This window comes from Caballeronia sp. INML3B (genome assembly GCF_023631305.1).
In the GTDB taxonomy this organism is placed as follows: Bacteria; Pseudomonadota; Gammaproteobacteria; order Burkholderiales; family Burkholderiaceae; genus Caballeronia; species Caballeronia turbans.
In genome coordinates this window covers 55,755-82,081 of record NZ_JALQDI010000003.1, presented here as the reverse complement: position 1 = coordinate 82,081, position 26,327 = coordinate 55,755, and the positions used below count along the sequence as shown (strand labels likewise).

The 26,327-nt window shown below is 64.0% G+C and carries 22 protein-coding genes; 8 read left to right on the top strand and 14 right to left on the bottom strand.

From position 1 onward, the window contains the following. Positions 1-245 precede the first annotated feature (245 nt). Complete coding sequence (gene fahA / locus NCS58_RS03580) at positions 246-1,532, bottom strand: fumarylacetoacetase (protein ID WP_250537866.1); 1,287 nt, start codon at positions 1,530-1,532, stop codon at positions 246-248. Next, positions 1,529-2,878, bottom strand: a complete 1,350-nt coding sequence (gene hmgA, locus NCS58_RS03575) for a homogentisate 1,2-dioxygenase (RefSeq protein ID WP_061117663.1) — start codon at positions 2,876-2,878, stop codon at positions 1,529-1,531. The genes fahA and hmgA overlap by 4 nt, the downstream gene beginning before the upstream one ends. 252 nt (positions 2,879-3,130) lie before the next feature. On the opposite strand from hmgA, the gene NCS58_RS03570 reads away from it, so the two are divergent. Beyond that, complete coding sequence (locus tag NCS58_RS03570; protein ID WP_061117664.1) at positions 3,131-3,952, top strand: EAL domain-containing protein; 822 nt, start codon at positions 3,131-3,133, stop codon at positions 3,950-3,952. A 30-nt stretch (positions 3,953-3,982) separates the two neighbouring features. Here NCS58_RS03570 and NCS58_RS03565 read toward each other — a convergent pair whose 3' ends face one another. Continuing rightward, positions 3,983-5,527 (bottom strand): FGGY-family carbohydrate kinase, encoded by a 1,545-nt coding sequence (locus NCS58_RS03565; RefSeq protein ID WP_250537864.1) that lies wholly within the window; start codon positions 5,525-5,527, stop codon positions 3,983-3,985. 366 nt (positions 5,528-5,893) lie between these two features. On the opposite strand from NCS58_RS03565, the gene dalD reads away from it, so the two are divergent. The 3 genes from dalD to NCS58_RS03550 all read left to right on the top strand — a co-directional run bounded on the left by dalD (position 5,894) and on the right by NCS58_RS03550 (position 10,638). Next, the gene (gene dalD, locus NCS58_RS03560) at positions 5,894-7,273 is read left to right on the top strand and encodes a D-arabinitol 4-dehydrogenase (protein WP_250537863.1); all 1,380 of its coding nucleotides are present in this window, start codon (positions 5,894-5,896) and stop codon (positions 7,271-7,273) included. A gap of 170 nt (positions 7,274-7,443) precedes the next feature. Next, on the top strand, positions 7,444-8,925 hold the full coding sequence (gene xylB, locus NCS58_RS03555; protein WP_061117667.1) for a xylulokinase: 1,482 nt from the start codon (positions 7,444-7,446) through the stop codon (positions 8,923-8,925). Between the two features lie 765 nt (positions 8,926-9,690). Then, positions 9,691-10,638 carry a sugar-binding transcriptional regulator gene (locus tag NCS58_RS03550; RefSeq protein WP_250537862.1) on the top strand — a complete coding sequence of 316 codons (948 nt, stop codon included), beginning with the start codon at positions 9,691-9,693 and terminating at the stop codon, positions 10,636-10,638. A gap of 3 nt (positions 10,639-10,641) precedes the next feature. On the opposite strand, the gene NCS58_RS03545 is transcribed toward NCS58_RS03550, so the two are convergent. From NCS58_RS03545 to NCS58_RS03515, 7 genes are all read right to left on the bottom strand, one after another. Next, positions 10,642-11,505 carry an MOSC domain-containing protein gene (locus NCS58_RS03545; RefSeq protein ID WP_250537860.1) on the bottom strand — a complete coding sequence of 288 codons (864 nt, stop codon included), beginning with the start codon at positions 11,503-11,505 and terminating at the stop codon, positions 10,642-10,644. 135 nt (positions 11,506-11,640) lie between these two features. Next, on the bottom strand, positions 11,641-12,777 hold the full coding sequence (locus tag NCS58_RS03540) for an ABC transporter ATP-binding protein (protein ID WP_250537859.1): 1,137 nt from the start codon (positions 12,775-12,777) through the stop codon (positions 11,641-11,643). Positions 12,778-12,823: 46 nt separating this feature from the next. Beyond that, a complete protein-coding gene (locus NCS58_RS03535) occupies positions 12,824-13,537 on the bottom strand; it encodes an HAD family phosphatase (RefSeq protein ID WP_061117671.1) in 714 nt (237 codons plus the stop codon). A gap of 10 nt (positions 13,538-13,547) precedes the next feature. Then, a complete protein-coding gene (locus NCS58_RS03530; RefSeq protein WP_061117672.1) occupies positions 13,548-14,399 on the bottom strand; it encodes a carbohydrate ABC transporter permease in 852 nt (283 codons plus the stop codon). Then, positions 14,396-15,334, bottom strand: a complete 939-nt coding sequence (locus NCS58_RS03525) for a carbohydrate ABC transporter permease (protein WP_061117673.1) — start codon at positions 15,332-15,334, stop codon at positions 14,396-14,398. Before NCS58_RS03525 ends, NCS58_RS03530 begins: the two co-directional genes overlap by 4 nt. A 68-nt stretch (positions 15,335-15,402) precedes the next feature. Further along, entirely contained in the window at positions 15,403-16,770 is a 1,368-nt protein-coding gene (locus NCS58_RS03520) for a sugar ABC transporter substrate-binding protein (protein ID WP_250489874.1), read from the bottom strand. A 255-nt stretch (positions 16,771-17,025) separates the two neighbouring features. After that, positions 17,026-17,799 carry an L-iditol 2-dehydrogenase gene (locus tag NCS58_RS03515; RefSeq protein WP_250537858.1) on the bottom strand — a complete coding sequence of 258 codons (774 nt, stop codon included), beginning with the start codon at positions 17,797-17,799 and terminating at the stop codon, positions 17,026-17,028. Positions 17,800-18,151: 352 nt separating this feature from the next. Between NCS58_RS03515 and NCS58_RS03510 the strand changes: the two genes are divergently transcribed. Genes NCS58_RS03510 through NCS58_RS03495 form a run of 4 tightly spaced genes read left to right on the top strand, consistent with a single transcriptional unit; the run spans position 18,152 to position 21,209 of the window. Next, complete coding sequence (locus tag NCS58_RS03510; RefSeq protein ID WP_250476361.1) at positions 18,152-18,610, top strand: Fur family transcriptional regulator; 459 nt, start codon at positions 18,152-18,154, stop codon at positions 18,608-18,610. A 40-nt stretch (positions 18,611-18,650) separates the two neighbouring features. Next, a complete protein-coding gene (locus NCS58_RS03505) occupies positions 18,651-19,532 on the top strand; it encodes a metal ABC transporter solute-binding protein (protein ID WP_061117677.1) in 882 nt (293 codons plus the stop codon). After that, entirely contained in the window at positions 19,529-20,410 is an 882-nt protein-coding gene (locus NCS58_RS03500; protein WP_250537857.1) for a metal ABC transporter ATP-binding protein, read from the top strand. The genes NCS58_RS03505 and NCS58_RS03500 overlap by 4 nt, the downstream gene beginning before the upstream one ends. A gap of 10 nt (positions 20,411-20,420) precedes the next feature. Further along, positions 20,421-21,209, top strand: coding sequence for a metal ABC transporter permease (locus NCS58_RS03495; RefSeq protein ID WP_250476359.1), 789 nt, complete (start codon positions 20,421-20,423; stop codon positions 21,207-21,209). 125 nt (positions 21,210-21,334) lie between these two features. Here NCS58_RS03495 and fghA read toward each other — a convergent pair whose 3' ends face one another. The 4 genes from fghA to NCS58_RS03475 all read right to left on the bottom strand — a co-directional run bounded on the left by fghA (position 21,335) and on the right by NCS58_RS03475 (position 26,123). Then, positions 21,335-22,183: an S-formylglutathione hydrolase gene (fghA, locus tag NCS58_RS03490; protein WP_250537856.1), complete on the bottom strand. Its 849-nt coding sequence runs from the start codon at positions 22,181-22,183 to the stop codon at positions 21,335-21,337. 14 nt (positions 22,184-22,197) lie between these two features. Continuing rightward, the gene (locus tag NCS58_RS03485; protein ID WP_250476345.1) at positions 22,198-23,304 is read right to left on the bottom strand and encodes an S-(hydroxymethyl)glutathione dehydrogenase/class III alcohol dehydrogenase; all 1,107 of its coding nucleotides are present in this window, start codon (positions 23,302-23,304) and stop codon (positions 22,198-22,200) included. A gap of 38 nt (positions 23,305-23,342) precedes the next feature. Continuing rightward, positions 23,343-24,557: an AGE family epimerase/isomerase gene (locus tag NCS58_RS03480; protein ID WP_250537855.1), complete on the bottom strand. Its 1,215-nt coding sequence runs from the start codon at positions 24,555-24,557 to the stop codon at positions 23,343-23,345. 108 nt (positions 24,558-24,665) lie between these two features. Then, on the bottom strand, positions 24,666-26,123 hold the full coding sequence (locus NCS58_RS03475) for a xylulokinase (protein ID WP_250476343.1): 1,458 nt from the start codon (positions 26,121-26,123) through the stop codon (positions 24,666-24,668). Positions 26,124-26,327: the final 204 nt, after the last annotated feature.

Below are 26,327 nucleotides of genomic sequence, written 5' to 3'. Positions count from 1 at the left end.
ATCGACGGGCGGCCGCTCCGGCGCCTCCGGCTGCTTGAACTGCTCCACCTTTTTCGTACCGCAGGGTCATTTTTACGCGAGCTTATCTCTGCACGCGTGCAGTGGATCGCCAGCTAGCGAATAAGCAACTCTACGGTATCCGAATCAACTTGAACTTCGTGGGCCTCGATGATGTCCTCCGGTTCCATCTCAACGACGAACCGTCCGAAATCTCGAAGCCACCTCTGACCCCGGCCGCTCGTTCGTCAACCACGCGCCGCCAGAACCTGCCCGGCACAAGCGCCGAAGCCAACCCGGTACCCCTCCCCCTGACACCATCCCCGCAAGATGACTTCATCGCCGTCCTGCAGGAACACGCGCTCGCCGCCCTCTTCCAGCTGCAGCGGCCGCTGGCCATTCCACGTGCTTTCGAGCAGACTGCCGCACGACTCCGGCGTGCGTCCGCTGATCGTGCCGGAACCCATCAGATCGCCGACGCGCGTATTGCAGCCGCCGACCGTGTGATGCGCGAGCTGCTGCGCCATCGACCAGTACATCAGCCTGAAGTTGGTGCGCGAAATGGTCGTGGCCGTGCGGGCGCCTTCAGCGCGCAGCGTGACTTCCAGTTCGATGTCGAACGCGTGATCGCCTTCATGACGCAGATAGGCAAGCGGCGCCGGCTCCTGCCGCGGCGTCGCGGTGCGGAACGGCTCGAGCGCATCGAGCGTGACGATCCACGGCGAGATGGTCGTCGCGAAGCCCTTCGAATTGAACGGGCCGAGCGGCACGTATTCCCATTGCTGAATATCGCGCGCACTCCAGTCGTTCAGCAGCACCATGCCGAAGATGTGCGCCTCGGCGTCCTCACACGCGATCGGCTCGCCGAGCGTATTGCCGCGTCCGATGATGAAGCCCGTCTCCAGCTCGATATCCAGCTTGCGGCACGCGCCGTAGACCGGGCGATCTTCATTCGGCAGCTTGATCTGTCCGTTCGGGCGGCGCACCGGCGTGCCGCTCACGACCACCGACGACGCGCGCCCGTTATAGCCGATCGGCATCTCCGACCAGTTCGGCAGCAGCGCGTTCTTCGGATCGCGGAACATCGAGCCGACATTGGTCGCGTGCTCCTTCGACGAATAGAAGTCCGTGTAGCCGGGAATCTCCACGGGCAGATGCAGCGTCGCGCCGGCGCGCGGCACGAGCGCCTGGCGGCGCAGCGATTCGTCGTCGCGCAGTGTCGCGTCGCCCTGCGCGAGCAAGGCGCAGAGCGCAATGCGCACGTCGCGCCATGTCTCACGTCCGAGCGCGATGAAGTCGTTCAGGCGGGGCTTGTCGAACGTGCCTTGCGCTTCGAGGAGACCCGCCCGTTCGAGCGCGGCCAGATCGACGATCCACTCGCCGATCGCGACGCCCGCGCGCGGTTGCGCGTTCACCGCGTCGCTGAAAATACCGAACGGCAGGTTCTGGATCGGGAAGTCGCTCGCGGGATCGTTCGCGGATTCGATCCAGCTCTTCAGGGCAGGCGCAAGTGTGGCCTTCAGCGCGTCGTTCATCGTTGCTCCGGATTGAAGTGTTTCGTGAGGCCTTGCCAGCACTCGTAGTAGTTCGCCTGCAGTTGCGCGGTGTCGAGCGCGAACTGCGTCGGCTTGATGAGGGTGCGCGTCTCGAACATGAAAGCCATCGTGGCGTCGACCTTCGCGGGCTTCGAGGTATCGCTGTTCGATGCCTTCTCGAACGTTCCGGCATCCGGCCCGTGTCCCGACATGCAGTTGTGCAGGCTCGCACCGCCCGGCACGAAGCCTTCGGCCTTCGCGTCGTAGACGCCATGCACGAGGCCCATGAACTCGCTCGCGACATTGCGATGGAACCAGGGCGGCCGGAACGTATCCTCGGCCGCGAGCCAGCGCGGCGGGAAGATCACGAAGTCGATCGTATCGACGCCCGGCGTGTCGCTCGGCGATTGCAGCACGAGGAAGATCGACGGATCGGGATGGTCGTAGCTGATCGAGCCGATCGTGTTGAAATGGCGCAAGTCGTACTTGTACGGCGCGTAGTTGCCGTGCCACGCGACGACATCGAGCGGCGAATGACCGATATCCGCGCGCCACAGCACGCCGTTCATCTTCGTGACGAGCTCGAACTTGCCCTCGCGGTCTTCATAGGCCGCCTGCGGCGTGAGAAAGTCGCGCGGATTCGCGAGCCCGTTCGAGCCGATCGGACCGAGATCGGGCAACTGAAAGAGCGCGCCGAAGTTCTCGCAGATATAGCCGCGCGCCGCGCCTTCGGGCAGCGCAACCGAGAAGCGCACGCCGCGCGGAATCACCGCGATCTCGTACGGCTCGACGTCGAGCTTGCCGAGCTCCGTCGAAATCGCGAGGCGCCCTTGCTGCGGCACGATCAGCAGCTCGCCGTCGCTGTTGTAGAAGAAACGGTCCTGCATCGACCGGTTCGCGGCGTAGAGATGAATCGCGCAGCCGGTCATCGATTCGGCGGCGCCGTTGCCCGCCATCGTCACCCATCCGTCGATGAAATCGGTCGGCGCGGCGGGCATCGGCAGCGGGTCCCAGCGAAGCTGGTTGGGCGGCGTCGGCGGCACATCGGGCGAACCCGCGCCGAAATTGCCCACGAGCTTCGCGCGCATCGTGTCGGCGGGAATACGGGTGAACGGCTTGTGCACGGCACCCGGCCGGATGCGATAGAGCCACGAGCGGCGATTGTGGGCGCGCGGCGCCGTGAACGCCGTGCCCGAAAGCTGTTCGGCATACAGGCCGTAGGCCACGCGCTGAGGCGAATTACGGCCGACGGGCAGCGCGCCCGGCAGCGCCTCGGTGGCGAAATCGTTGGCGAAGCCGGATTGATAGTGCTGATTCGCGTCCGTGTGCGTCTCGAACGTTGGCATGGTCGAAATCCTCGGCGAAAAAATGCGGCGGTCAGGCGACGACGGCGAGCGCGGCACGCTGTCGCGATGTTTTACGCATGGTAAAACCAATTACGATTAGTGAAATCGCTCGTATACCCTTAATCGACGCCCTTACTCCGGCATATCAATATGTGAATTTGGTGCTGGACGCGGTGCTGCGCGCTGATACCATCGACCCTTCCGACGACAATCGCCCGGTACGGCACGCCTCACAATACGAATGCTCCATCCATGATCGCCCCGTCCTTGCCTGAACTCGTCGCCCGCGCCGCGGAACATCCGTTTCTCGGCGCGCATGTCGCGCTCGGCGAGAACGAGCACGCCGGGCAGGCCATCGCGCGGTACGGCGATCTGTGCATTTCGAGCGCCTACGAGCCGATCTTCGATGTCGGCACGCATAGCTTCCCGCAGACATTGAGCGCATCGCCGGAGAGCGCCGAGCGTTTCGGCGATGAACTCGGCGTGCAGGCGTTGACGTTGATTCAGGGCGATGCGCCGCACGATCCGTTCGGCCAACTGGAAAACGATCGCGAACTGGTCGCGCTCGACCGGCTATCGCGCGCGGTGCACGCGTTCAATTTCTTCGGGCCGCATCGGCCGGGGCTTCTGTTTTTGCGCGTGCACGAGCGGCTGTTGAAGAGCGTGAAGTACGATCACGGGCTGCACTTTTCTTCCGTGCTGACGGAGTTCGGCATGACGCCGTCGCGCGTGGTGATCGAATTGCCGGCTGCCGCCGTCGCGCACAAGACGTTTCTTGGTTATCTCACCAAGAGCTATCAGCGTTACGGGTTCAAGGTCGCGGGGAATCTGCCCAATGCCGGGCAGATCATGGCGGTGTCGGATATGGCACGGCTCGATTTCATCAAGATGGATGCGGCGCAGGCTTTACGCGATTCCGTAGTGAAGCATCTCGTGGCGTATGCGCATCGGCTGAAGATTCCGCTCATCTTCTCCAATGTCCGCGACGAAGCGCAGTTCAACGCATTGCAGCAGTTCGACGTGCACTTCGTGCAGGGACCGGTGTTCGATTCGCATCCGGTGCACGGCCGGTGAATCGCGGCGGGCCCCGGACGCTCATTCGCCTCATTCGACCCGCAAACGGTGCATCAGCGGCTTCAACGCGGGATAGAGATCGAGATAGACGCCGAAGCGATCCGCATAGACCCGCTGCCGCTCCTTGTCCGGCTGCGCACGTTCGACGAGCGTGACCCATCCGCCTTCCGCCGTTTCCCGCGACACCAGCCCCGCGCCCAGCGCTGCCAGCAGCGCGGCGCCCATCGCGGCTTCGACGTCCTGCTCGATCGACAATACCGGATAGCCGGTCACATCGGCGATGATCTGCATCCACAGATCCGAATGCGCCGCGCCGCCGACGACGATCAACCGGTCATCGAGCGACTGCGCCCCGCGCCGCCCCGCTTCCATGTTGTGCTTCAACGCGAACGCGACGCCTTCGAGCACCGCGCGATAAAGCGTCGCGCGCGTATGAAACAGGTTGAGCCCGACGAACGTCCCGCTCGCGCGCGCGTCCCAGACGGGGCTGCGCTCGCCCATCAGATACGGTAGAAACACGACGCCATCCGAACCCGCCGCAACCTTCGACGCCGCCTCTTCCAGCAGCCGATGCGGGTCGCCATGCGGCATCGTCTTCGCCGCGGCGATTTCGGCCTGGCAGAACTGATCGCGATACCACGCGACGCACTGCCCCGCGGTGCTCGCGCCGCCGAACACATAGAGATCGTGCTTGCCGTTGTAGACATGCGGCATCGACACGAGTCCGTGACTCGCATCGACGGTCTGGTTGATGTAGCCCCAGCACATGCTCGTGCCGATCATCGCGACGTGATGACCCGCCTTCGTGACGCCCGCCGCGAAGGTCGCGACCGCCGCATCGACGCCGCCCGCGACGATCGGCGTGCCTGCGGCAAGCCCCAGTTTGTCGGCCCACTGCGGCAACAATCCGCCCACCGCTTCCGACGATTCGACGAGCCGCTGCGGCATCATCGAAGCGGGAATGCCCAGCATGTCGAGCGCCTCGCGCGACCACGCGCGCTTCGCCACGTCGTACACGCCGCCGATATTCCCCGCCGAACTGTGGTCGACGGCGAGCTCGCCAGTCAGTCGCTGGATCACGAATGCATTGGGCGGCAGAAAATAGCGCGTCTTGTTCCATACGTCGGGCTGATGGCGGCGCAGCCAGAGCATCTTCGTGAAACCGTAATAGCTGTCGACGCCGTTGCCCGTGATCGTTTCCAGCCGCTTCATGTCGACGTTCGCGCGCACCCAGTCGACTTCCGCCGTCGCGCGCCGATCCATCCAGATTAGGCACGGGTAGAGCGGTTCCATGTGCTCGTCGACGGGAATGCCCGAGCCGCCGTAAAGACTGCTCACGCAGAGCGACTTCACATCGCTCGAAGCGACGCCCTTCTCGCGCGCCTTCGCGACGACCGCCGCGATGCACTCCGTCACGGCCTCAAACCATACCGAAGGCCATTGCTCCGCCCACAACGGTTTGGGCGTATCCGGATGGTAAGCGCTCGAATGCTGCGCGACGATCGCGCCGCTGGTTTCGACGAGCAGCGCCTTCGTGCTCTGCGTGCCGATGTCGATGCCGATCACATAATTCATGTCCGTCTCCCGCGTTCTGTTTTTGCGCCTATCGTTAAAGGCAATTGGCTCACGCACCTTCGTTCATTGGCCGTCAGCTTGCCTATACGGGTTATTCCCGATGCGTACCCGTCGATGGAATTTGTGCGCCGCAGCGCCGTCCGGAGCGCGCGTCGGCGATGGATGTGCCGTTCGCGCGACGCGCGGTTTGCGCGGCGTCGCACGAACTATCGCGCCTTGACTTTAGTCCGGGCGAATACGATCATTCGATCAACGACAGAGCAAATGCTCACTTCAACGCCTTGAGCGCTTTGAGCGCCTCGCGCGCCATCGCGACCCGCCGTCCGCGAAGAACGGGCGCGCATCCCAATCAGAGGAAGAGACGACATGATTAGCGAAGCCAACGTGATCCTGCACATCGGCGCCGGGTCTTTTCATCGCGCGCATCAGGCGTGGTATCTGCACCGACTGAACGAAACGGGCGATACGAGCTGGTCGCTCGCCGTCGGCAATATTCGCGGCGACATGAATGCCGTGCTCGAAGCGCTCGCCGCGCAGCATGGGGCGTACACGCTCGAGACCGTCACGCCTAAGGGCGAGCGCGAATACGAGACCATCCGCTCGATCAGGAAGGTCGTGCCGTGGTCGGCCGATCTGAACGAACTGATCGCGACGGGCGCCGATCCGGCCTGCAAGATCGTGTCGTTCACCGTCACGGAAGGCGGCTACTACCTCGACGAGCACGACAAGCTCGACACCGCCAACACCGATCTCGCCGCCGATCTGAAAGGGGCGAAGACGACCATCTACGGCGCGCTCGCCGCCATCCTCGATGCGCGCATGAAAAACGGCGCGGGCAAGGTGTCGCTGCAGAATTGCGACAACCTGCGCAGCAACGGCGACCGCTTCAAGGCGGGCATGCTGGAATTCCTGGAGCGGCGCGGCGAGACCGCGCTGCGCGACTGGATGATCGCGAACACGTCGTGCCCGAACGCGATGGTCGATCGCATCACGCCGCGTCCGACGCCCGATGTCGCCGAGCGCGTGAAGGCCGCGACCGGCTTCGACGACAAAGCGCCCGTGATGGGCGAGAAGTTCATCCAGTGGGTGATCGAGGACAACTTCATCGCCGGGCGGCCCGCGTGGGAGAAGGTCGGCGCGGAGATCGTCGAATCGGTGCATCCCTACGAGGAAGCGAAAATCCGCATCCTGAATGCGAGCCATAGCTGCATTGCGTGGGCGGGCACGCTCGTCGGGCTGCAATACATCCATGAAGGCACGCAGGACCTGGAAATTCGCGCGCTCGCGGACGCCTACGTCACCGACGACGTCATCCCCTGCCTCACGCCCAGTCCGATCGATCTCGCGAAGTATCGCGATGTCGTGCTCGATCGTTTCAGCAATCCCTATATCAGGGACACGAACCAGCGCGTCGCGGCGGACGGCTTCTCGAAGCTGCCGGGCTTCATCGCGCCGACGCTCTCCGAATGTTTCGCACGCAACGTCGATCCCGATTCGACCGCCATCCTGCCCGCGCTCTTCTTCCGCTTTCTCGAACGCTGGCACGAAGGCAAGCTGCCTTACACGTATCAGGACGGCGTGATGGACCCATCGGCCGCGCATGCCTTCTTCACGGCCACCGATCCGGTCAAGGCGTTCACGGCAGACAAGCTCCTGTGGGGCAGCATGGCGCAGACCGAAGGTCTCGAGCGCGTGATGCGCAACGCGATTTCGAAGGTCGATGCGTGGCTCGCCAATCGCCCATAAGCCCGGTGTTATCGCCGCCCTAAACGCGAGTTGAAACCAGCGCCGCGCCGCTCGGGTAATGTGCCCATGGCGCGGCGCGCTGCGTGGCGTTAAATTAGCGCCTCCCGCTGCATCGGCGTCACGCCTGTTTTTGGCCGGGTTCGATCCCGGCGACGACAAAGGGTCCGTTCATGTACTTAGGCATCGACCTCGGCACCTCCGAAGTGAAAGTTCTGCTGCTCGCGAGCGACGGCAGCGTCATCGGCACGGCGGGCACGCCGTTTACCGTATCGCGTCCGAAGCCGCGCTGGTCGGAGCAGAATCCGCTCGACTGGTGGGAAGGCACGCGCGCCGCGCTCTTCAAGCTGCGCGACAAATTTCCGGATGAATTCGCGCAGGTGCGCGGCATCGGCCTCTCGGGTCAGATGCACGGTGCGGTGCTGCTCGATTCATACGACAACGTGCTGCGCCCCGCCATCCTGTGGAACGACATGCGCAGCGACAAGGAGTGCGCCGAACTCTACGAGCGCGCGCCGAACCTGCACGAAATCGCCGGCAATCTGGCGATGCCCGGCTTCACTGCGCCGAAGCTCCTCTGGGTCGCGCACAACGAACCCGAAATCTTCAAGCAGACCGCGTGCGTGCTCTTGCCGAAGGATTATCTGCGCATGCATCTGACGGGCACGAAGGTCTCCGATCCATCGGATGCCGCGGGCACGCTCTGGCTCGATGTCGCACGGCGCGACTGGTCCGACGAGTTGCTCGCGGCGTGCAGCATGTCGCGCCAGCAGATGCCGTCGCTTGCCGAGGGCAGCGAGCCGTCAGGGATGTTGCGGCGTGAGCTCGCGCGCGAATTCGGGCTGGGCGACCACGTGGTCGTCGCGGCGGGCGGCGGCGACAATGCCGCGAGCGCGGTAGGCATCGGCGCGACCGATCCGGGCGATGGCTTTCTCTCGCTCGGCACATCGGGCGTGCTGTGCGTGATCGGCGATCGCTTCCGGCCGAATCCGGCGTCGGCGGTGCATGCGTTCTGCCACGCGATTCCGGATCGCTGGCATCAGATGAGCGTGGTGTTGTCGGCGGCGAGCTGTTTGCGCTGGGTGTGCAAACTGACGTCGACGGACGAGCCGACCTTGCTCGCGGAAATCGAAGCCTTGCCCGCCGACGTGTTGCCTTCCGCGCCGTTGTTCCTGCCGTATCTGAGCGGCGAGCGCACGCCGCACAACGATCCGTACGCGCAGGGTGTGTTTTTCGGCATGACGCACGCGACCGATCGCGCGCTGCTCGGTTACTCGGTGCTCGAAGGCGTGACGCTCTCGCTGACCGACGGTCTCGACGCGCTGGAATCCGCGGGCACGCAGGCGCGCGCGTTGTCGATGTTAGGCGGCGGTGCGCGCAGCGCGTACTGGGCGCAGATGTTCGCCGATGCCTTCGATACGCCGACGCGCACGCACGGCGGCGGCGAGACCGGCGCGGCGCTGGGCGCGGCACGGCTTGGCTGGCTTGCGGCGGGCGGCGACCCGGCGACGGTGCTCGCCAAGCCCGAGATCAAGCAGGAATTCACGCCGGACGCGGGGCGGCATGAGATGCTTCGGCAGCGCCTGAAGGGGTTTCGGGAGTTGTATCAGCATGTGAGACCGTTGTTTGATCCGGCGCGGCCGAGGTTGGCTTGATTTTGTGGTGCTCGTGGGCTTCTATGGAATTTGTCGTCGTGGTCGTTGTTGGCGCTTTTTTTTTCGGCGGATCCCGTTTTCTTTTTGGTTTATTAGCGTTGCCCCTGTGCGGGGCGGCAGTCACTTTCTTTGCTGCTGCAAAGAAAGTAACCAAAGAAAGCAGCTCCACACGCCCGCGGTCACACGCAGTTTGGCCATGCTTGCCAGCCCATCGTGGGCTCAGTAGAGAGTGCCCTCATAGGCCCCGCCGGGCGTGGATCGCGCACGGTCTGACAAGCTAGTCGTTCAAACGCGCTGGTTCAGCACGAAACAGCGCCGGCACAGCGCTACGCGCTGCCGCCGGGTCCACAAGGGAAACCAACGGTGTACAGGGGCAGTGCATTGAGAGGGAAGCGTCAGCAAAGAAGCATATGCGGACCCGATTGACCCAACGGCCGCGAAGCGGGCTGGAGCCATTTCGTGCTGAACCAGTTTGTTGTGTGGCGTGAGGTGGCGGACCGTGCGCGATCCAAGCCCGGTTTAACCTTTGAGGGCGACACTTAGGCAGCCCACGATCACCTGGCAAGCGTGGCCAAACTGCGTGTGACCGCGGGCTTATCGAGCTGCTTTCTTTGGTCACTTTCTTTGCAGCAGCAAAGAAAGTGACTGCCGCCCCGCATAGGGGCAGCGCTAATAAACCAACACCAACACGGGATCCGGCAACACCCCAAAAAAACCCCAAAAACACCCCTAAAAAAAGCAACAAAGCAAAAAACGAAACCACCAGTGCCCAAGTCCACTGAAAAACTCGACCTCGCGACGCGCGCAGCGTGGCTCTATTACGTCGCCGGCAACACCCAGAACGAGATCGCCGAAAAGCTCCAGATCTCGCGACCGGTGGCGCAGCGACTCGTCGCCTTCGCGGTCGAAAAGAACCTGATCCGGGTGCGCGTCGATCATCGCATCGCCGATTGCCTGTCGCTCGCGAAGTCGCTCAGCGACCGCTACGGTCTCGCGATGTGCGAAGTCGTGCCCATCGACGGCGACGCGCCCGAGCAAGTCGACCGCAAGCTCGCCGTCGCGGGCGCGCAGGTGATGGAGCGCTATCTGCTCGAAGAGAAACCGCTCGTCGTGTCGATCGGCAGCGGGCGCACGCTGAAGGCCTGCGTCGCTCAGATCGGGCAGATCGACCGGCCGCAGCATCGCTTCGTTTCGATGGTCGGCGCAATAGCACAGGACGGTTCATCGAATCGTTATGACGTCGCGCAGCAGCTATCGGAGAAGACCGGCGGCAAGCACTTCATGTTGCCCGCGCCGCTCATGGCCGACAGCGAAGCCGAGCGCGCGCAGTGGGTGAGTCACCGGCTGTATCGCATCGTCAGCGAACTCGCGAAGCAGGCGGACGTGGCGTTCGTCGGCATCGGCAACGTGGGCGTGAATTGTCCGCTGCACCAGGACGGTTTCATCACGCGCGCGGAAGTCGACGAGATGATGTCGGCGGGCGCCGTGGCCGAATGGCTCGGCCTGCCGATCGATGCAAACGGCAAGCGCGTGACCTCGAAAACCGGGGCGCGCGTGACGAGCCTCAAGCTCGATGCACCGCCCAAACGCCCGACGATCGGTTTCGCGGGCGGCGAGCGCAAGCGCGAGGCGCTCATCGCCGCGTTGAAAGGGAAATGGCTGTCGGGGCTTGTCACGGACGAGTTGTGCGCGAAAGCCGCGCTCGACGCGTGAGCGTCAGAAGTCGATTTCCGCTTCCACGTCCTGCCCGACTTCCAGCGCGACGCCCTCGCCTTCCAGGATGATCGCGTTCTTGCCGAAGGTGAGCGCGCCGTCGAACTGATCGCTGCCGCGATACGCGCTCATCGTGTCGAGCGGCTCGTGCGGCCACGATGGATCGTGCGCGCCCGTGCCCTGATCGATCGATGGAATCGGACAGCGCGTGCAGAGCTTCACGAGCCGTAGCCGCACAGCGCGTCCCGGCACGCGAACGTGCATGTCGCCGATGAAATCCTCTTCGTACGCATCGAGCCCGCCGATCACGAGATTAGGGCGGAAGCGATTCGCCGCGATGCCCGGCGCGCCCTTGATGGACAGGCGCGCGTTGAGATCGTCGAGCGATGCCTGGCCGACGACGAGCAGCGGAAACTGATCCGCGAAGCGCGTGTGCGTGCTGTGCGGCGCGGTCCATTCGTCGCTGACGTCGCGACGCGAGGACGGCGCGAAACGCACGAGACGCGCGGGCGTGTCCATGAATTCGCTGAACCATCGCGCAGCGTCCTCGCCGGTGTCGAGCGCATCGACGGTATCGCGCCAGACGGTCGCGCGTATCGCTCGCGCATCGGTGAGCGCTTCGGCGCAGAGCGGCGTGCGAAGCGTCGGCATGCCGGGCGCGTCGATGACGAGATCGCCGCCATCGAATGCGGTCCTGATCAGCGCCATGCGCGGATGTGTGCGTTGCGTGAACATCGCGCCCGCCGGATCGGTCACCATCCAGTGACGGTCGTATTCGAGACCCGTGTCGAGGAGCGTCGCGCGGCGCAGCGAAACGCCGGCGCAGGACTTGACGGGATAGACGAAGAGTTCGTTCAGGACGGGCATGGCGATATCGTGTGGGACGGGCGCGGGCCAACGCGGGTGGCTGGTCGAAAACGAGATTATCGCGCGTATGCGGGTCGTGCAAAAAACAACGGCGCCGCTCTGCCGAACGGCGCCGCTCATACGATCAGCGGAATTTCAGGCCGCTGTCGCGTGCTCCCGCAGCCACGAATCCACGACCCTGCGCGTGTACGCCTGCCCTTCCGCGTTGAACAGATGGCAATGATCCGGCGCCGTACCGAGCTTCAGCTTCTCGCCGCGCGCGTGCTTCTCGAGCGGCGGAATGCGCGAGATCAGCCCATCCGGCGCGACGTCCGTTTCGGCATAGAGATACGCGGCGTCGCCGAGCGTTTCGACCGTCATCGCCGAAGCGGAAACGCCGTAATCGCCGGAGTCGGGCGCGTTCGGCTGCAAGTGCTCGGGACGAATGCCGACGGTCACCGCATCGCCCGGTTTCGCATTGCCGGGCAGCACGCCGACGAGCTGCGTCTCGCCCGTCGCGTATTTCACGAGCACGCCGTCGTTCTGGATCTGCGCGACCGTGCCCGACAGGAAGTTCATCTTCGGCGAGCCGATGAAGCCCGCGACGAAGCGGTTCGCCGGCGCGTGATACAGCGTGTTCGGCGTGCCGACCTGCTCGATGTTCCCCGCCGACAGCACGACGATCTTGTCCGCGAGCGTCATCGCCTCGACCTGATCGTGCGTCACGTAGATCATCGTCGTCTTGAGGTCGTCGTGCAGGCGCGCGAATTCAAGGCGCATCTTCACGCGCAACGCGGCATCGAGGTTCGAGAGCGGCTCGTCGAACAGGAACACCTTCGGCTTGCGCGTGATCGCGCGCCCGATCGCCACGCGCTGACGCTGGCCGCCCGACAACTGCTTCGGCTTGCGATCGAGCAGATGGTCGATATGGAGAATCTTCGCGGCGTTCTTCACGGCGGCATCGATCGCGGGCTTCTTCTCGCCCGCGAGCTTGAGGCCGAACGCCATGTTGTCGTAAAGCGTCATGTGCGGATACAGCGCGTACGACTGGAACACCATGGCGATGCCGCGCTTCGCGGGCGCCAGTTCATTCACGCGCGCGTTGTCGATCATGAGGTCGCCGCCGCTGATGTCCTCCAGACCCGCGATCATGCGCATCAACGTCGACTTGCCGCAGCCCGACGGGCCGACGAACACGACGAACTCGCCGTCCTCGATATCGAGGTTGATGTTGCGCATCACCTCGGTTTCTTCATAACGCTTGCTGATATTGCGCAGTGTCAGGCTAGCCATGATGTGTGTCTCCTGTCTTCATTAGCGATGCGTCACGCGCTTTCCGCTATCTGATTTCGAACGTCGCGTTCTGCAGCCATTGCTCGACGAGCGCAGGCAAGCGCGTCATGTCGTCGAATACCTTCTGCGCCCCCGCCCTTTCGAGCGCGCCGATCTGCCCTTCGGTCGCATGTCCGCCGCCGATGAAGCCGAGCACCGGCATGCCCGCCGCCTTCGCCGCCGTCACGCCGGTCACGCTGTCCTCGACGACGAGGCAGCGCAGCGGATCGATGCGCATCGCGCGCGCCGCCGCCAGATAGACGTCGGGCGCGGGCTTCGGATTCGCGACCATGTCCGCGCAAAAACGCCGCTCGCCGAAAAAGCGCAGCAGGCCCGTGCGTTTGAGCACGGCATCGACATAGGTCGAAAAGCTGTTGCTCGCGCACGCCTTCATGAATGGCACGGCCGCGAGCGCCTCGGCGATGCCGGGCACCGCCGGCGCCTCGATCGCCGCGACTTCGACGGCATGCCGGATCGCGACGACCTGATCGTGCGTCAGCGTGCGGTTCACCGTATCGGCGGCGCTCGCGAGCACCGCCTCGATGCGCAGGCCGAGCAGCGGCATCACGACCGGCTCGACATCGACGCCCGGCCACAGCGCCTGCAACTCGGTGACGAGCATGCGCGCGGCCACCGCTTCGCTGTCGATCAGCACGCCGTCGCAATCGCAGATCAACAGGCGGTCTTCGAGATTGGCCTCGTGGGATGGAGTGAGGTTCACGCTCGCATCCTCACTTCACCGCGCCAAACGTGAGGCCGCGCACCAGTTGCTTCTGCGAGACCCAGCCGACGATCAGGATCGGCGCGACCGCGAGCAGCGAAGCCGCCGAGAGCTTCGCCCAGAAGAGGCCCTCCGGACTCGAGTACGACGCGATGAACACCGTCAGCGGCGCCGCGTTCGAGCTCGACAGGTTGATGCTCCAGAATGCCTCGTTCCACGACAGGATGATGAGCAGCAGACCCGTCGATGCGAGACCGGGCAGCGCCATCGGCATCAGCAGGTAGACGATTTCCTGCCACGTCGTCGCGCCGTCGATGCGGCCTGCTTCGAGAATGTCCTTCGGCACTTCGTTGAAGTACGTGTAGGCCATCCAGACGGCGATCGGCAGGTTGATCAACGTGTACACGATGATGAGCCCGGACACGCTATCGAGCAGGCCCGTGTTCTTCCACAAGAGGTAGATCGGCACGAGCACGCCGACCGACGGCATCATCTTCGTGGACAACATCCACAGGAGGACCGACTGCGTTTTCCGGGTCGGGAAGAAGGCCATCGCGTACGCGCACGGCACGGCGAGGATCAGGCAGAGCAACGTGACGCCCACCGAGATCAGCACCGAATTCCACGCGAAGCCGAAGTAGTTGCTGCGCGCAAACACTTCACGGAAGCTCTCCAGCGTCGGCGTGAAGAACAGCGACGACGAGTACGCCTGCTGCTCCGTCTTGAACGCGGTGATCGTCATCCAGAAGATCGGAAAGAACAGCAGGATGGACACGATCCACGCGACGATGCCGGGCACCACATTCTTGGCGTGACCGAGCGCGGTGGTCCGCGGCGCGCCCGTAACCGTTTGAGTGCTCATGACTCGTACTCCCCTTTGAGGTTCTTCGCGAGCATTCTCACGAGGAAGAACGCGACGATGTTGGCGAGAATGACCGCGAGAATGCCGCCCGCCGATGCGAGACCGACATCGAACTGCTGCAGGCCGAGTGCGTAGATCAGGTACGACAGGTTGGTCGTCGCGGTGCCGGGGCCGCCGCCCGTCGTCGTGTAGATTTCCGCGAAGATCGACAGCAGGAAGATGGTTTCCATCATCACGACCACGGCGACCGCGCGCTTCAGGTGCGGCAGCGTGATGAAGAAGAACATCGCGAACGGACCCGCGCCGTCGATGCGCGCCGCTTCCTTCTGTTCCTGATCGAGCGACTGGATCGCCGTGAAGAGAATCAGGAACGCGAACGGCAGCCATTGCCACGCGACGATCACGATGACCGCGAACAGCGGATAGTCGGCGAACCAGTCGATCGGCTGCATGCCCATCGAGCGCATCAGGCTGGCGATGAGGCCGTACACCGGATGCAGAATCATGTTCTTCCAGATGAGCGCGGAGACCGTCGGCATCACGAAGAACGGCGCGATCACGAGCAGACGCGCGATGCCCTGCCCGAAGAACTTGCGATCGAACAGCACGGCGAGCAGCACGCCGCCCACGACCGTGATGACGAGCACCGAAATGATCAGCGTCAGCGTATGGCCGATGGATGGGCCGAACGCCGGATCGGTGACGAGGAACTCGAAATTGTCGAAGCCCGCGAAGCCTTTGACATCGGGGTTCAGCAGGTTGTAGCGCGAGAACGAAAACCAGATCGTCATCGCGAGCGGAATGGCCATCCACAGAAAGAGCAATCCGGTCGATGGCGCGATCAGCCATCGCACCGACTTTGCGCGCCGCTTGTCGCGCTCGGCGGCGGACTCCTCCAGATGATGATCGGTGATGGGGGGATTCAGTTGACTCATCGTGTCACCTCTCGATGATGATGCCGGCGGGCCGCATCAGGCGACGCGGCCCGTGTACCGCGGAAGATTTACTTCTGATAGCCCGCCTGCTTCACGGCGCGATCCGCGGCGGCGTTCGCCGCCTTCAGCGCGTTGTCGACGCTCGTCTGACCCGCGACGACGCCTGCGATCGACTGGCCGACCACCGTGCCGAACGACTGGAACTCCGGAATGCCGACGAACTGGATGCCGCTATACGGCACCTTGTGCAGCGTCGCGTCGTTCGGGTCCGCGGTTTCGATCGCCTTCAGCACGAAGTCGCCGAACGGCGCGGCCTGCTTGTACTCGGGGCGCGCGTAGGTCGACTTGCGCGTGCCCGGCGGTACCGACGCCCAGCCTTCGTCCTTGCCGACCATCTCGATGTATTCCTTCGACGTCGCCCACGCGGCGAATTTCTTCGCGGCGTCCTGCTGCTTCGACGTCTTCGGGATCGCGAGCGACCACGACCACAGCCAGTGCGAGCCCTTCGGCGTGACGGCAATCGGCGCCGCCGCGAAGCCGATCTTGTCCGACACCTGCGACTGCGACTTGTTGTAGAGCATGCCGGCGGCGACCGTCGCGTCGATCCACATCGCGCACTTGCCGGAGGACATCAGCGTGAGGTTCTCGTTGAAGCCGTTCGAGCTCGCTCCCGGCGGGCCGTCGCTCTTCAGCAGATCAGCGTAGAAGCCGACTGCCTTCTTCCACTCGGGCGTGTCGAGCTGCGCCTGCCACTTCTCGTTGAACCATTCGCCGCCGAAGGTGTTCACGACCGTCGACACGAACGCCATGTTCTCGCCCCAGCCCGCCTTGCCGCGCAGGCAGATGCCGTACTGGCCCTTGGACTTGTCGGTGAGCTTGTCGGCGAACTGCTTGATCTGGTCATAGGTCGGCTGGTCGGGCATCTTGAGGCCGGCCGCCTGGAACAGATCCTTGCGGTAATACGTCATCGAGCTTTCGACGTAGAACGGCAGCGCATAAAGCACGCCGCCGGACGAGAGGCCGTCGCGCGCGGTTTTCACGACGTCGTCGAGATCGTAGTTGGCGGGCAGGCCGGTCATCGGCGAGAGCCAGCCGCGCTTGCCCCATTGCGGCGCCTCATACGTGCCGATGGTGATCACGTCGAACTGGCCGCTGTTGGTCGTGATGTCGGTCGTCGCGCGCTGACGCAGCACGTTCTCTTCGAGGATCACCCATTTCAGCTGGATGTCCGGATTGGCCTTCTCGAAGGCCGGGGCGAGCTTCTTCAACTCGATCATGTCCGGGTTGTTCAACGTCGCGATCGTGATGGTCGACGCGGCATGCGCCGACAGCGGCACGAGCGCGGCGGCGGCCAGCGCGGCCGACAGCGCCCCGGTCACGAACGGGGCGCGACGTGCGCGCGGTTGTGCTCGAACGATACGTTGGGTGCGTTTCATTGGGTTCGTCTCCTTTTTGTTTGCACGGACACGGCGGACAGTCTCATGCATGACCGCAAGCGCCGTGTATGCCGCTGCCTGCTTTTGAGGGTGCGCGATCGGGGATCGCGTGGTTGCCGGGTTGATCCTTTGCCGCGCCTGCCTCCGTCGTCGTAGAGGTTCGGTTTTCACGCGCACGCATTCGCCGCGACGCCGTTTCACTATAGACGGTGCCTGCCGCGCTGCAAGCCGCATGGCGTGCGGGCGTGGAGCGCGTCAACTCATCCAGTTGCCGCCGTCGACGTTGATTGTCTGAGCGGTGATGTAATCCGAATCCGATGACGCCAGAAAGAGCGCCGCCCCTGTGAGGTCCGCGGGCACGCCCATGCGCCCGAGCGGCACTTCCTCGCCGACGAGCCGCTTCTTCTCGCCAAGCGGCCGGTTCTCGTAGCGCGCGAAGAGCGCGTCGACTTCGTTCCACATCGGGGTATCGACGACGCCCGGCGCGATGCCGTTCACGTTGATGCGTTCCCTGGCGAGCGCAAGCGCCGCCGACTGCGTATAGCTGATCACCGCCGCCTTGGTCGCGCAGTAATGCGACACGAGCGCCTCGCCGCGCCGTCCGGCTTGCGATGACATATTGATGATCTTGCCGCCACGCCCCTGCTCGACCATGCGCTTCGCGACCGCCTGCATCAGAAAGAACATGCCTTTGACGTTGACCGCGAACAGGCGGTCGTACACGTCCCAGGATTCATCGAGGATCGGGCGCATGTCGAAGAGCGCCGCATTATTGAAGAGAATGTCGATGCCTCCGAAACGCTCGACCGTGCGCGCCACGATGCGCGCGATCTCTTCACGCTGCGTGACGTCGGCCTTGAGCGCGAGCATGCGCGCGCCGACGTCCGCGAAGCGCTGCGCCATGTCGTGTTCGTCTTTCACGTCGACGGCGGCGACCTGCGCACCTTCCTCCATATAGCGCCGCGCGACCGCTTCGCCGATGCCGCTCGCGGCACCCGTAATGACCGCGACCTTGTCTGTCAGTCTCACCGATGTCTCCGATTCCTTCGATCGCCGTTCGTGTGAGCGAACGCTCTGCGAGTGAACAATTGCTCTTTGTTTGATCGAATGATCGGCGTTGCACGCGGTCGTGTCAAGGCGTCGGCACAGGTTTCGATGTTGCGTCGCGCAAACGCGGATAAGGTCGGGAAAACCCGTGTAGCAACGGGTCGGAGAGCCAAGCGCGGTATCACGCGGGCGGCACTACAGACGGTTCAGCACAATTCTAGTTCTCGCATGTCAACGCGATACGTTATATCATTTCCAAATCGTCCGACGAGCGGCACGCCCGCTCACGGTTCAACCCCTTGCACGGGTCGCGTCCCGACGCGGCCGAGATGACATGACCGCATCCGTCGAAACCATGCTGGCCCGCGCCGAAGCGCTCAGCGTCGAGCGCGGCGTCGCGCTCACGCCGCTGCGCCGCCAGGTCTACGAACTCGTGCTGAAGGCGCACAAGCCGATCGGCGCCTACGACCTCATCGACGCGATGGAGCCGCAGCGCGGCGCGCGCGTGCCGCCGACCACCGTCTATCGCGCGCTGGAATTTCTCGTCGAGAACGGCTTCGTGCATCGCATCGAGTCGAAGAACGCGTTCATCGCGTGCTGCGACGCGGGCAAGCCGCACGAAAGCCAGTTCCTCATCTGCGACGAATGCGGCGCGACGCTCGAAATCCAGGGCCGCGAGCTCGCTTCGTCCCTGTCCGCGAGCCCGCCGGCGCACGGCTTTCAGGTGCATCACCAGGTCGTCGAGTTGAGCGGGCTGTGCGCCGATTGCCAGCGCAAACATCGCGACGCCTGATTCGCTTCGGTCGAGAACGACTCATCCAGAAAGGAAATCGATGAAATTCGCGCACATCCTGACCTGCTTCGCCATCGCACTCGGCTTGTGCAATACGGCATCCGCGCAGACCGCGCGCGTGCCGGTCGTCGCGGCGGAGAACTTCTACGGCGACGTCATCCGGCAGCTCGGCGGCGATCACGTGCAGGTGACGAGCATCCTCAGCAATCCGGACGAAGACCCGCATCTCTTCGAAGCGAGCCCGAAAACCGCGCGCGCATTGCAGCACGCGGCCCTCGTCGTCTATAACGGCGCGGACTACGATCCGTGGATGGACAAGTTGCTCGCCGTATCGAAGAGCAACGACAAGCGCACAGTGATCGTCGTGGCGAAGCTCGTCGGCAGGAAGGCCGGTGACAATCCGCACCTCTGGTACGACCCGGCGACGATGCCCGCCGTCGCGAAGGCAGTGAGCGCATATCTCGTGAGCGCCGACCCGTCGCACAAAAGCGATTACGACGCGCGCCTCGCGGCCTTCCTCGGTTCGATGAAGCCGATCGACTCGACCGTTGCGCAGTTGAAGACGCACTACAAGGGCGTGCCCGTCACCGCGACCGAGCCGGTGTTCGGCTACATGGCCGATGCCATCGGCTTCGAGATGCGCAACCTGCGCTTTCAAATGGCATCGATGAACGAGACCGAGCCGAGCGCCGCCGATATCGCCGCGTTCGAAAAGGATCTGCGCGAGCGCCGGGTGCACGTGCTCATCTACAACAGCCAGGCCACGGGCGCGCTGACGAAGCGCATGCTCAACATCGCAAAGGATGCACATGTGCCGAGCATCAGCGTGACCGAAACCCTGCCCGCAAAAGAGACCTATCAGCAATGGATGCAGTCGCAACTCGACACGCTGTCGGGCGCGCTGCAAGGATGGCAGCGATGACCGCCGCCGCAACCACACAAGCCGCGCTCGAAGTCGATCGCGTGACGCTCGCCCTCGGCGGGCGCGAGATTCTCAACGACGCGAGCTTCACGGTCCGCAACGGCGAGTTCATCGGCGTGCTCGGGCCGAACGGCGCAGGCAAGACCACGCTGATGCGCGCGCTGCTTGGCCTCGTGCCGCTCAAAAGCGGGTCGATCCGTGTGAACGGCGAAACGGTCGTGCGCGGCAATGCATCCATTGGTTACATGCCGCAGGTTCGCACCGGACTCGCCAACCGGCGCGTGCTGGGCCGCGATTTCGTCGCGATGGCCGCCGACGGGCATCACTGGGGCCTGCCGCATCGCAACGCGCGCATTCGCGCCGATGTCGAGCGCGTGCTCGAACTCGTCGGCGCGCATCAACTGGCTTCGCGTCCGTTGTCGGAACTGTCGGGCGGCGAGCGCCAGCGTCTGCTGCTCGCGCAGTGTCTGCTCGGCAATCCGCGGCTCCTGCTGCTCGACGAGCCGCTCATCAGTCTCGATCCGCGTCATCAGACGGGCGTCGTCGAACTCGTGCGGCGCGTTCAGCGCGAACTGAACATCACCGTGCTGTTCTCGGCGCACGAGCTCAATCCGCTGCTGAATTCACTCGACCGCGTGCTCTATCTAGGCAGCGGGCGCGCCGCGCTCGGCACCGTCGACGAAGTCATCTCGAGGCCCGTGTTGTCGCGCCTGTACGGTTCGCCCATCGACGTGATGCGCGTGAACGGCCGCATCTTCGTGATGTCGGGCGATGTCGAGATCGACAAGCTCGATCACGCTCATGAAGAAGGCGGGGAGCATGAGCACGAACACGAGCATGACCATGCGCACGGTCACGGCCACAGCCACGCCAAATAGAAAAAGCACAATGTTCGAATACGACTTCATGGTGAATGCGTTCGCGGCGTCGGGGATGGTCGCGGTGCTGTCGGGAATCGTCGGGTACTTTCTCGTGTTGCGCGGGCAGACCTTCGCGGGTCACGCGCTGTCGCACGTCGGCTTCACCGGCGCGACGGGCGCGGTGCTGCTCGGCATGCCGCCGCTCTGGGGGATGGTGGGCTTTACGCTCGCGGCCGGCGTCGGCATGGGCGCGCTCGGCGAACGCCTCTCGGGCCGCGATGTGGCGATCGGCGTGATTCTTTCGCTATCGCTCGGCTTCGGCCTGTTGTTTCTGCACTTCTTCACCGCGTATGCGACGCAGGCCACGGCGCTGCTTTTCGGCAACGTGCTTGGCGTGAGCCATGAGACGCTCGTCGTGCTGGCGGGTCTCGCCATCGTGAGTCTGGGCGCGCTCGGCTTCATCATGCGGCCTTTGCTGTTTGCGTCCTTGCAGCCGGAGCTTGCGGAAGCCAAGGGTGTGTCGTTGCGGCTCGTTTCCGTGCTGTTTCTGGCGATCACCGCGCTCGCGGTTGCGGCGTGCACGCAGATCGTGGGCGTGCTGCTCGTGTTCGCGTTGATGGTCGGGCCGGCGGCCGCGGCGCAGAACGTGACGACGCGGTTATCGTCGGGGCTGGTGCTCGCGGCATTGTTTGCGCTCGGGCAGGCGTGGGTCGGGCTTACTCTCGCCTACTACACCGACTGGCCGACGAGCTTCTGGATCACGATGCTCGCCGCAATCGTGTATGGCGGCAGTCTGCTTGCGCGGCGCGGGAATTGAGGGTTTGGCTTTGCTTTTGGTTTTGTTTTCGCTGGATCCCGTTAGGGTGTCGGTCTATTAGCACTGCCCCGCACAGGGGCAACGCTAATAAACCAACAAGAACTCGGGATCCGCCGAAAAAAAAATCAACGACACAAAACCCGCGCATGATGCGCGACATGCCCCCCGACGAACGTCGAAATGAAGAAATACCCATGATCGTAGCCTTCATGACGCCGCACCGTCACCCGGTGCCCCGCTTCCTGTGCATTGCGCTCCAACACATCAGGATGTAACTGCTCGGCAAGAAACTGATCCGCCATTCCCTGATCGACGAGAATCCCGCCTTCGAAACGCGACGCCGCATCGCCCTTGATGAGTTCGCTCGCATCGTATTGCTTCCACGCTTCGCGATCATCGCCGAGATAGCCGGAAAACGCCTTCACGCCCCACGGGCACTGCGACGGCGCCGCGATCGGCGCGAACGCCGACACCGACCTGTAAAGGTCAGGATTGCGCAACGCGAGCACGAGCGCCCCGTGACCGCCCATCGAATGCCCGAAGATGCCGATGCGATCCTCCCGCACCGGCAACGCCGAAAGCACCGTCTCACGCAATTCCTGCGTCACATACGAGTACATGCGATAACGCCGCGCCCACGGCTCGCGCGCCGCATCGACATAAAAGCCCGCGCCGACGCCGAAATCCCATGCGTCTTTCTCGCCGGGAATATCCGCGCCGCGCGGACTCGTATCCGGCGCGATCAGCGCAATGCCGCGTTCCGCCGCATAACGCTGCGCGCCCGCCTTGATCGGGAACGTCTCTTCGGTGCAAGTGAGGCCGGCGAGATAAAACAACGCGGGCACCTTGTGCGATGCGGCCTCTTTCGGCAGAAAGACGGAGAAACGCATCGGCAGGCCGATCGTCTGCGATTCGTGCCGATAGATGCGCTGCACGCCCTCGAAGCAACGATGTTCTTCCACGAGTTCCAGCATGGCGTTTTCCCCGCTCAGTAGATGACGACAGAACGAATCGACTCGCCCTTCTTCATCAGGTCGAAGCCATCGTTGATCTGCTCCAGCTTGAGATGATGCGTGATCAGATCGTCGATGTTGATCTTGCCTTCCATATACCAGTCGACGATCTTCGGCACGTCCGTGCGCCCGCGCGCGCCGCCGAACGCCGAGCCTTTCCATTCGCGGCCGGTGACGAGCTGGAACGGGCGCGTGCTGATCTCCTCGCCCGCCGCCGCCACGCCAATGATGAACGACTGTCCCCAGCCCTTGTGCGTGCATTCCAGCGCCTGACGCATCAGCTTCACATTGCCGACGCACTCGAACGAATAATCCGCGCCGCCATCGGTAAGCTGCACGATATGGTCGACGACGTTCTCGACTTCCTTCGGGTTGATGAAGTGGGTCATGCCGAACTTCTTCGCGAGTTCGACACGGCCCGGATTGATATCGACGCCGATGATCTTGTCCGCGCCGACCATCTTCGCGCCCTGAATCACGTTCAGGCCGATACCGCCGAGACCGAACACGACGACATTCGCGCCCGCCTCGACTTTCGCCGAATAGACGACCGCGCCGACGCCCGTCGTCACGCCGCAGCCGATGTAGCAGATCTTGTCGAACGGCGCGTCTTCGCGCACTTTCGCGACCGCGATCTCAGGCACGACGATGTAATTCGAGAACGTCGATGTGCCCATGTAATGGAACAAGGGCTTGCCATCGAGCGAGAAACGCGAAGTCGCATCCGGCATCAGCCCTTTGCCCTGCGTCGCGCGAATCGCCTGGCAGAGATTCGTCTTGCGCGACAGACAGAACTTGCACTGGCGACACTCCGGCGTATACAGCGGAATGACGTGATCGCCCTTTTTCAACGTGCCGACGCCCGGCCCGACATCCACGATCACACCCGCGCCCTCATGCCCGAGAATCGCCGGAAAGATGCCTTCCGGATCGGCGCCCGACAGCGTGTAGTAATCGGTGTGACAGATGCCCGTTGCCTTGACTTCGATCAGGACTTCACCCGCGCGCGGTCCTTCGAGATCGACTTCCTCGATCGTCAACGGCTTGCCGGCTTCCCATGCGATTGCTGCTTTCGTTTTCATCGTTCTGCTCCTTGGGTTTCGATAATCTGGATTTTGTCTCAGCGCACGACGTTCAGGACTTCGTAGCATGCACCCATCGTGTGATAGTCGACCTTTCCGGCCGGACTCTTCTCGTCGCTGTACTGGCGGTTGTCGCGCGTGAGAATGCGGTACCACGCGCCCCATTTGTGATCGACGAAATGCTCCCAGCTATAGGTCCACAAGCGGTCGTAATCGTTCCAGTAACGCGCGGCGAGCGCGGCGTCGCCGTCGCGTTGCGCGCGATCCGCCAGCAGCGCGGCCGCCGCGATCGATTCCGCCTGGACCCAGAAGTATTTGTCCTCGTCGTAGAACTTGCCGTCTGGATCGAAGCCGTACACCATCCCCCCGTGCTCGTGATCCCACGACAGTTCCAGCGCGCGGTCGAACAACTCTCGCGCACGCGTCACGTGCCACGCCTGCGGGCGATGACGCTCGAGGATCAGCAGCAGCTTCGCCCATTCGGTCTGATGCCCCGGCTGAAAACCCCACGGCCTGAAGATGTTGCTGCGGTCTCCCTTGTTGTAATTCCAGTCGATCGACCAGTCCGGCTTGTAGTGTTCCCAGACGAGGCCGCCCGCGAGCGCGGCCTGACGGTTCACCATGTTGTCGGCAAGCAGGGCCGCGCGGTCTAGATAGCGCGCTTCGCCCGTCGCTTCGAACGCGGCGAGCAGCGCCTCGCAGGCGTGCATGTTCGCGTTCTGGCCGCGATAGTCGGACACCTGCCAGTCGGCGGTCGCTTCGTCCTTGTAGAGGCCGTGCTCTGCATCCCAGAAGCGCGTTTCCATCAGGTTCCAGGTTTCGTCGAGCCATGCGCGCGCCTCGTCGAATCCCGCTTCGACCGCCTTCGCATACGCGAGCACGACGAACGCCAGCCCGTAGCAATGGTTGGTCGCATCGGTGACGTCGCGTCCGCTCAGCGTCCACGCATAGCCGCCCGTCTGCGGATTGCGATGAAACTCGCGCAGATATTCGATGCCATGCGCCACGCCGCCGCGATATTCATCGAGACCGAAGTGCTTGTACGCCATCGCATAGTTGAAGACGAAGCGCGTGCTCGATACGAGATGACGCGAGGCGCGGTCGTAGATCGTGCCGTCGTTCTTGTAGTAGTGAAAGAATCCGCCCGCAGGGTCCATGCAGTGCGGGTGATAGAAGGTCATCGTGCGCAACGCATGATCGAGCAGAAACGCGCGCGCGCGGAAATCGGGATGTGACGGCGAAGGTGCGGACATGGCTGAGTTCGATGTTGTCTTGACGAAGCGCGCTTCAGTTACCGTTCATATGAAGCGACGCTTCATGATCCCCGATGCGGATGGCATCGGGGTCGAAGCTACGAAAGTTTAAGCGGACTCGTGCCCGACCGTGAACCAGTCTTCGGCACGCTTGTACAGATCGATGAAACGCGCGAGCCGTGCGTCGAGCGAAGCGTTCGCCCGCGGCGTCGCGACGAGCGTCGCGGCGGGTGCGAGCGATGCGAGATCGTCGATGCGCCAATGGCCCGCCGCGATGCCGCCGAGGATCGCCGCGCCGCGCGTCGCCGCGTTCGGGCAATCGACTGCGTGCAGCTCGACGCGCAATGCGTCGGCAAGCAACTGCCGCCAGCGCGCATCGACGGAGCCGCCGCCCGCGAGCAGCATCGAATCGAGCGGTGCGCCGTTCGCCCCGGAGTGTCGCCGAACGGCGTCCAGCCCGGCACGCAAGGCGAATGCCACGCCTTCGAACGCGGCGTGCATCATGGTGCCGCGCGTGTCGTCGAGGCCGAGTCCGAGCCAGCCGCCGCGCGCGTCGGGGTTCATCCACGGGGAACGTTCGCCGCTCAGATACGGCAGAAAGCTCACGGATGCGCTGGCGTTCGCAGCGAACGCGTCGTCGTAGGCTTGCGGCCACGACGCATAGCCGAGCCAGCCGCGCACCGCTTCGAGCGCGACGCCGACGTTCTGCATCGCCGCCATGCGATACCACGTCCCGGTCGCCGCACGATACGTGTGCAGGCCATGCACGGGCGCGGGCGCGTCGGCGCACATCACGACGATCTGGCCGCCGGTGCCGGTGGTGAGAAGCGCGTCGCCGTCGGACGATAGCCCGCTGCCGAGCGCGGCGCACGGCGTATCGCCCGCGCCGACGGCCATCGGGATGCCCGCGCGCAAGCCGAGCGCGGCCGCCGCTTCGCCCGACAACACGCCGCCAATGTCATGCGATGCCGCCAGCGGCGCGAACCATGTGCGCGGCAAACCGAGCGCGTCGATGAGCGCATCGTCCCATTCGCCCGATGGCGCGGCGAGCGCGGTCGCGCAGGCATCGGACGCATCGGTGACGAAACTCGCAGGCGCGGCGCCGCCGAGCTTCACGCGCAGCCAGTCCTTCGGCTGCAACGCCCAGCGCGTGCCGCCCGCGATCTCCGGTTCGTGCGACACGAGCCAGCGCAGCAGCGGCCCCGCCATGCCGGGCGCGACCGGATTGGGCTGCGGTCCGCGCCATGCATCGAGCAGATCGCGGGCGCGCGTGTCGGGCCACAGCATCGCGGCGCGCAGCGCGTGGCCATCGGCGCCGGTCGGCACGACGCCGTGCATCTGCCCGGAAAAGCCGACTGCGCTCACCGCTTCGCGCTCGTCAGCGGGCAGGCGCGACGCGGCGCCGACGAGCGCGGAGTACCACGCATCGACCGTGGTCTCGGCCCAGCCGGGCTGCGCGCTGGTCACCGCATACGCCGCGCTCGACGATGCGGTTTCGCGCCCGTTTTCGTCGACGATGGCGAGTTTCAAGGAGCCCGTGCCGAGATCGATGCCTAAAAAACGCATGGGATGTCGAGTCCGAAAAGACGTCAGGGAAAACGCGCAAAACGCGGGTATACCCCGCGATTACGCGATGAACACGAAAAACGGACTATACGCGCGGCGTGATGAACATCATAACGAGCAGTCGAGGAAAGCGACCTTTCGTCACGCGACGGATTTCCTGCGATGTGCGCCAAAGCCCCTGTGGCAAGGGCTTGCGCCTCTTCG

Bases quoted from the DNA above. Each gene is read 5' to 3' on its own strand.
- fahA (WP_250537866.1), bottom strand. From the start codon at position 1,532: ATGAACGACGCGCTGAAGGCCACACTTGCGCCTGCCCTGAAGAGCTGG.
- hmgA (WP_061117663.1), bottom strand. From the start codon at position 2,878: ATGCCAACGTTCGAGACGCACACGGACGCGAATCAGCACTATCAATCC.
- NCS58_RS03570 (WP_061117664.1), top strand. From the start codon at position 3,131: ATGATCGCCCCGTCCTTGCCTGAACTCGTCGCCCGCGCCGCGGAACAT.
- NCS58_RS03565 (WP_250537864.1), bottom strand. From the start codon at position 5,527: ATGAATTATGTGATCGGCATCGACATCGGCACGCAGAGCACGAAGGCG.
- dalD (WP_250537863.1), top strand. From the start codon at position 5,894: ATGATTAGCGAAGCCAACGTGATCCTGCACATCGGCGCCGGGTCTTTT.
- xylB (WP_061117667.1), top strand. From the start codon at position 7,444: ATGTACTTAGGCATCGACCTCGGCACCTCCGAAGTGAAAGTTCTGCTG.
- NCS58_RS03545 (WP_250537860.1), bottom strand. From the start codon at position 11,505: ATGCCCGTCCTGAACGAACTCTTCGTCTATCCCGTCAAGTCCTGCGCC.
- NCS58_RS03540 (WP_250537859.1), bottom strand. From the start codon at position 12,777: ATGGCTAGCCTGACACTGCGCAATATCAGCAAGCGTTATGAAGAAACC.
- NCS58_RS03530 (WP_061117672.1), bottom strand. From the start codon at position 14,399: ATGAGCACTCAAACGGTTACGGGCGCGCCGCGGACCACCGCGCTCGGT.
- NCS58_RS03525 (WP_061117673.1), bottom strand. From the start codon at position 15,334: ATGAGTCAACTGAATCCCCCCATCACCGATCATCATCTGGAGGAGTCC.
- NCS58_RS03520 (WP_250489874.1), bottom strand. From the start codon at position 16,770: ATGAAACGCACCCAACGTATCGTTCGAGCACAACCGCGCGCACGTCGC.
- NCS58_RS03510 (WP_250476361.1), top strand. From the start codon at position 18,152: ATGACCGCATCCGTCGAAACCATGCTGGCCCGCGCCGAAGCGCTCAGC.
- NCS58_RS03505 (WP_061117677.1), top strand. From the start codon at position 18,651: ATGAAATTCGCGCACATCCTGACCTGCTTCGCCATCGCACTCGGCTTG.
- NCS58_RS03500 (WP_250537857.1), top strand. From the start codon at position 19,529: ATGACCGCCGCCGCAACCACACAAGCCGCGCTCGAAGTCGATCGCGTG.
- NCS58_RS03495 (WP_250476359.1), top strand. From the start codon at position 20,421: ATGTTCGAATACGACTTCATGGTGAATGCGTTCGCGGCGTCGGGGATG.
- fghA (WP_250537856.1), bottom strand. From the start codon at position 22,183: ATGCTGGAACTCGTGGAAGAACATCGTTGCTTCGAGGGCGTGCAGCGC.
- NCS58_RS03485 (WP_250476345.1), bottom strand. From the start codon at position 23,304: ATGAAAACGAAAGCAGCAATCGCATGGGAAGCCGGCAAGCCGTTGACG.
- NCS58_RS03480 (WP_250537855.1), bottom strand. From the start codon at position 24,557: ATGTCCGCACCTTCGCCGTCACATCCCGATTTCCGCGCGCGCGCGTTT.
- NCS58_RS03475 (WP_250476343.1), bottom strand. From the start codon at position 26,123: ATGCGTTTTTTAGGCATCGATCTCGGCACGGGCTCCTTGAAACTCGCC.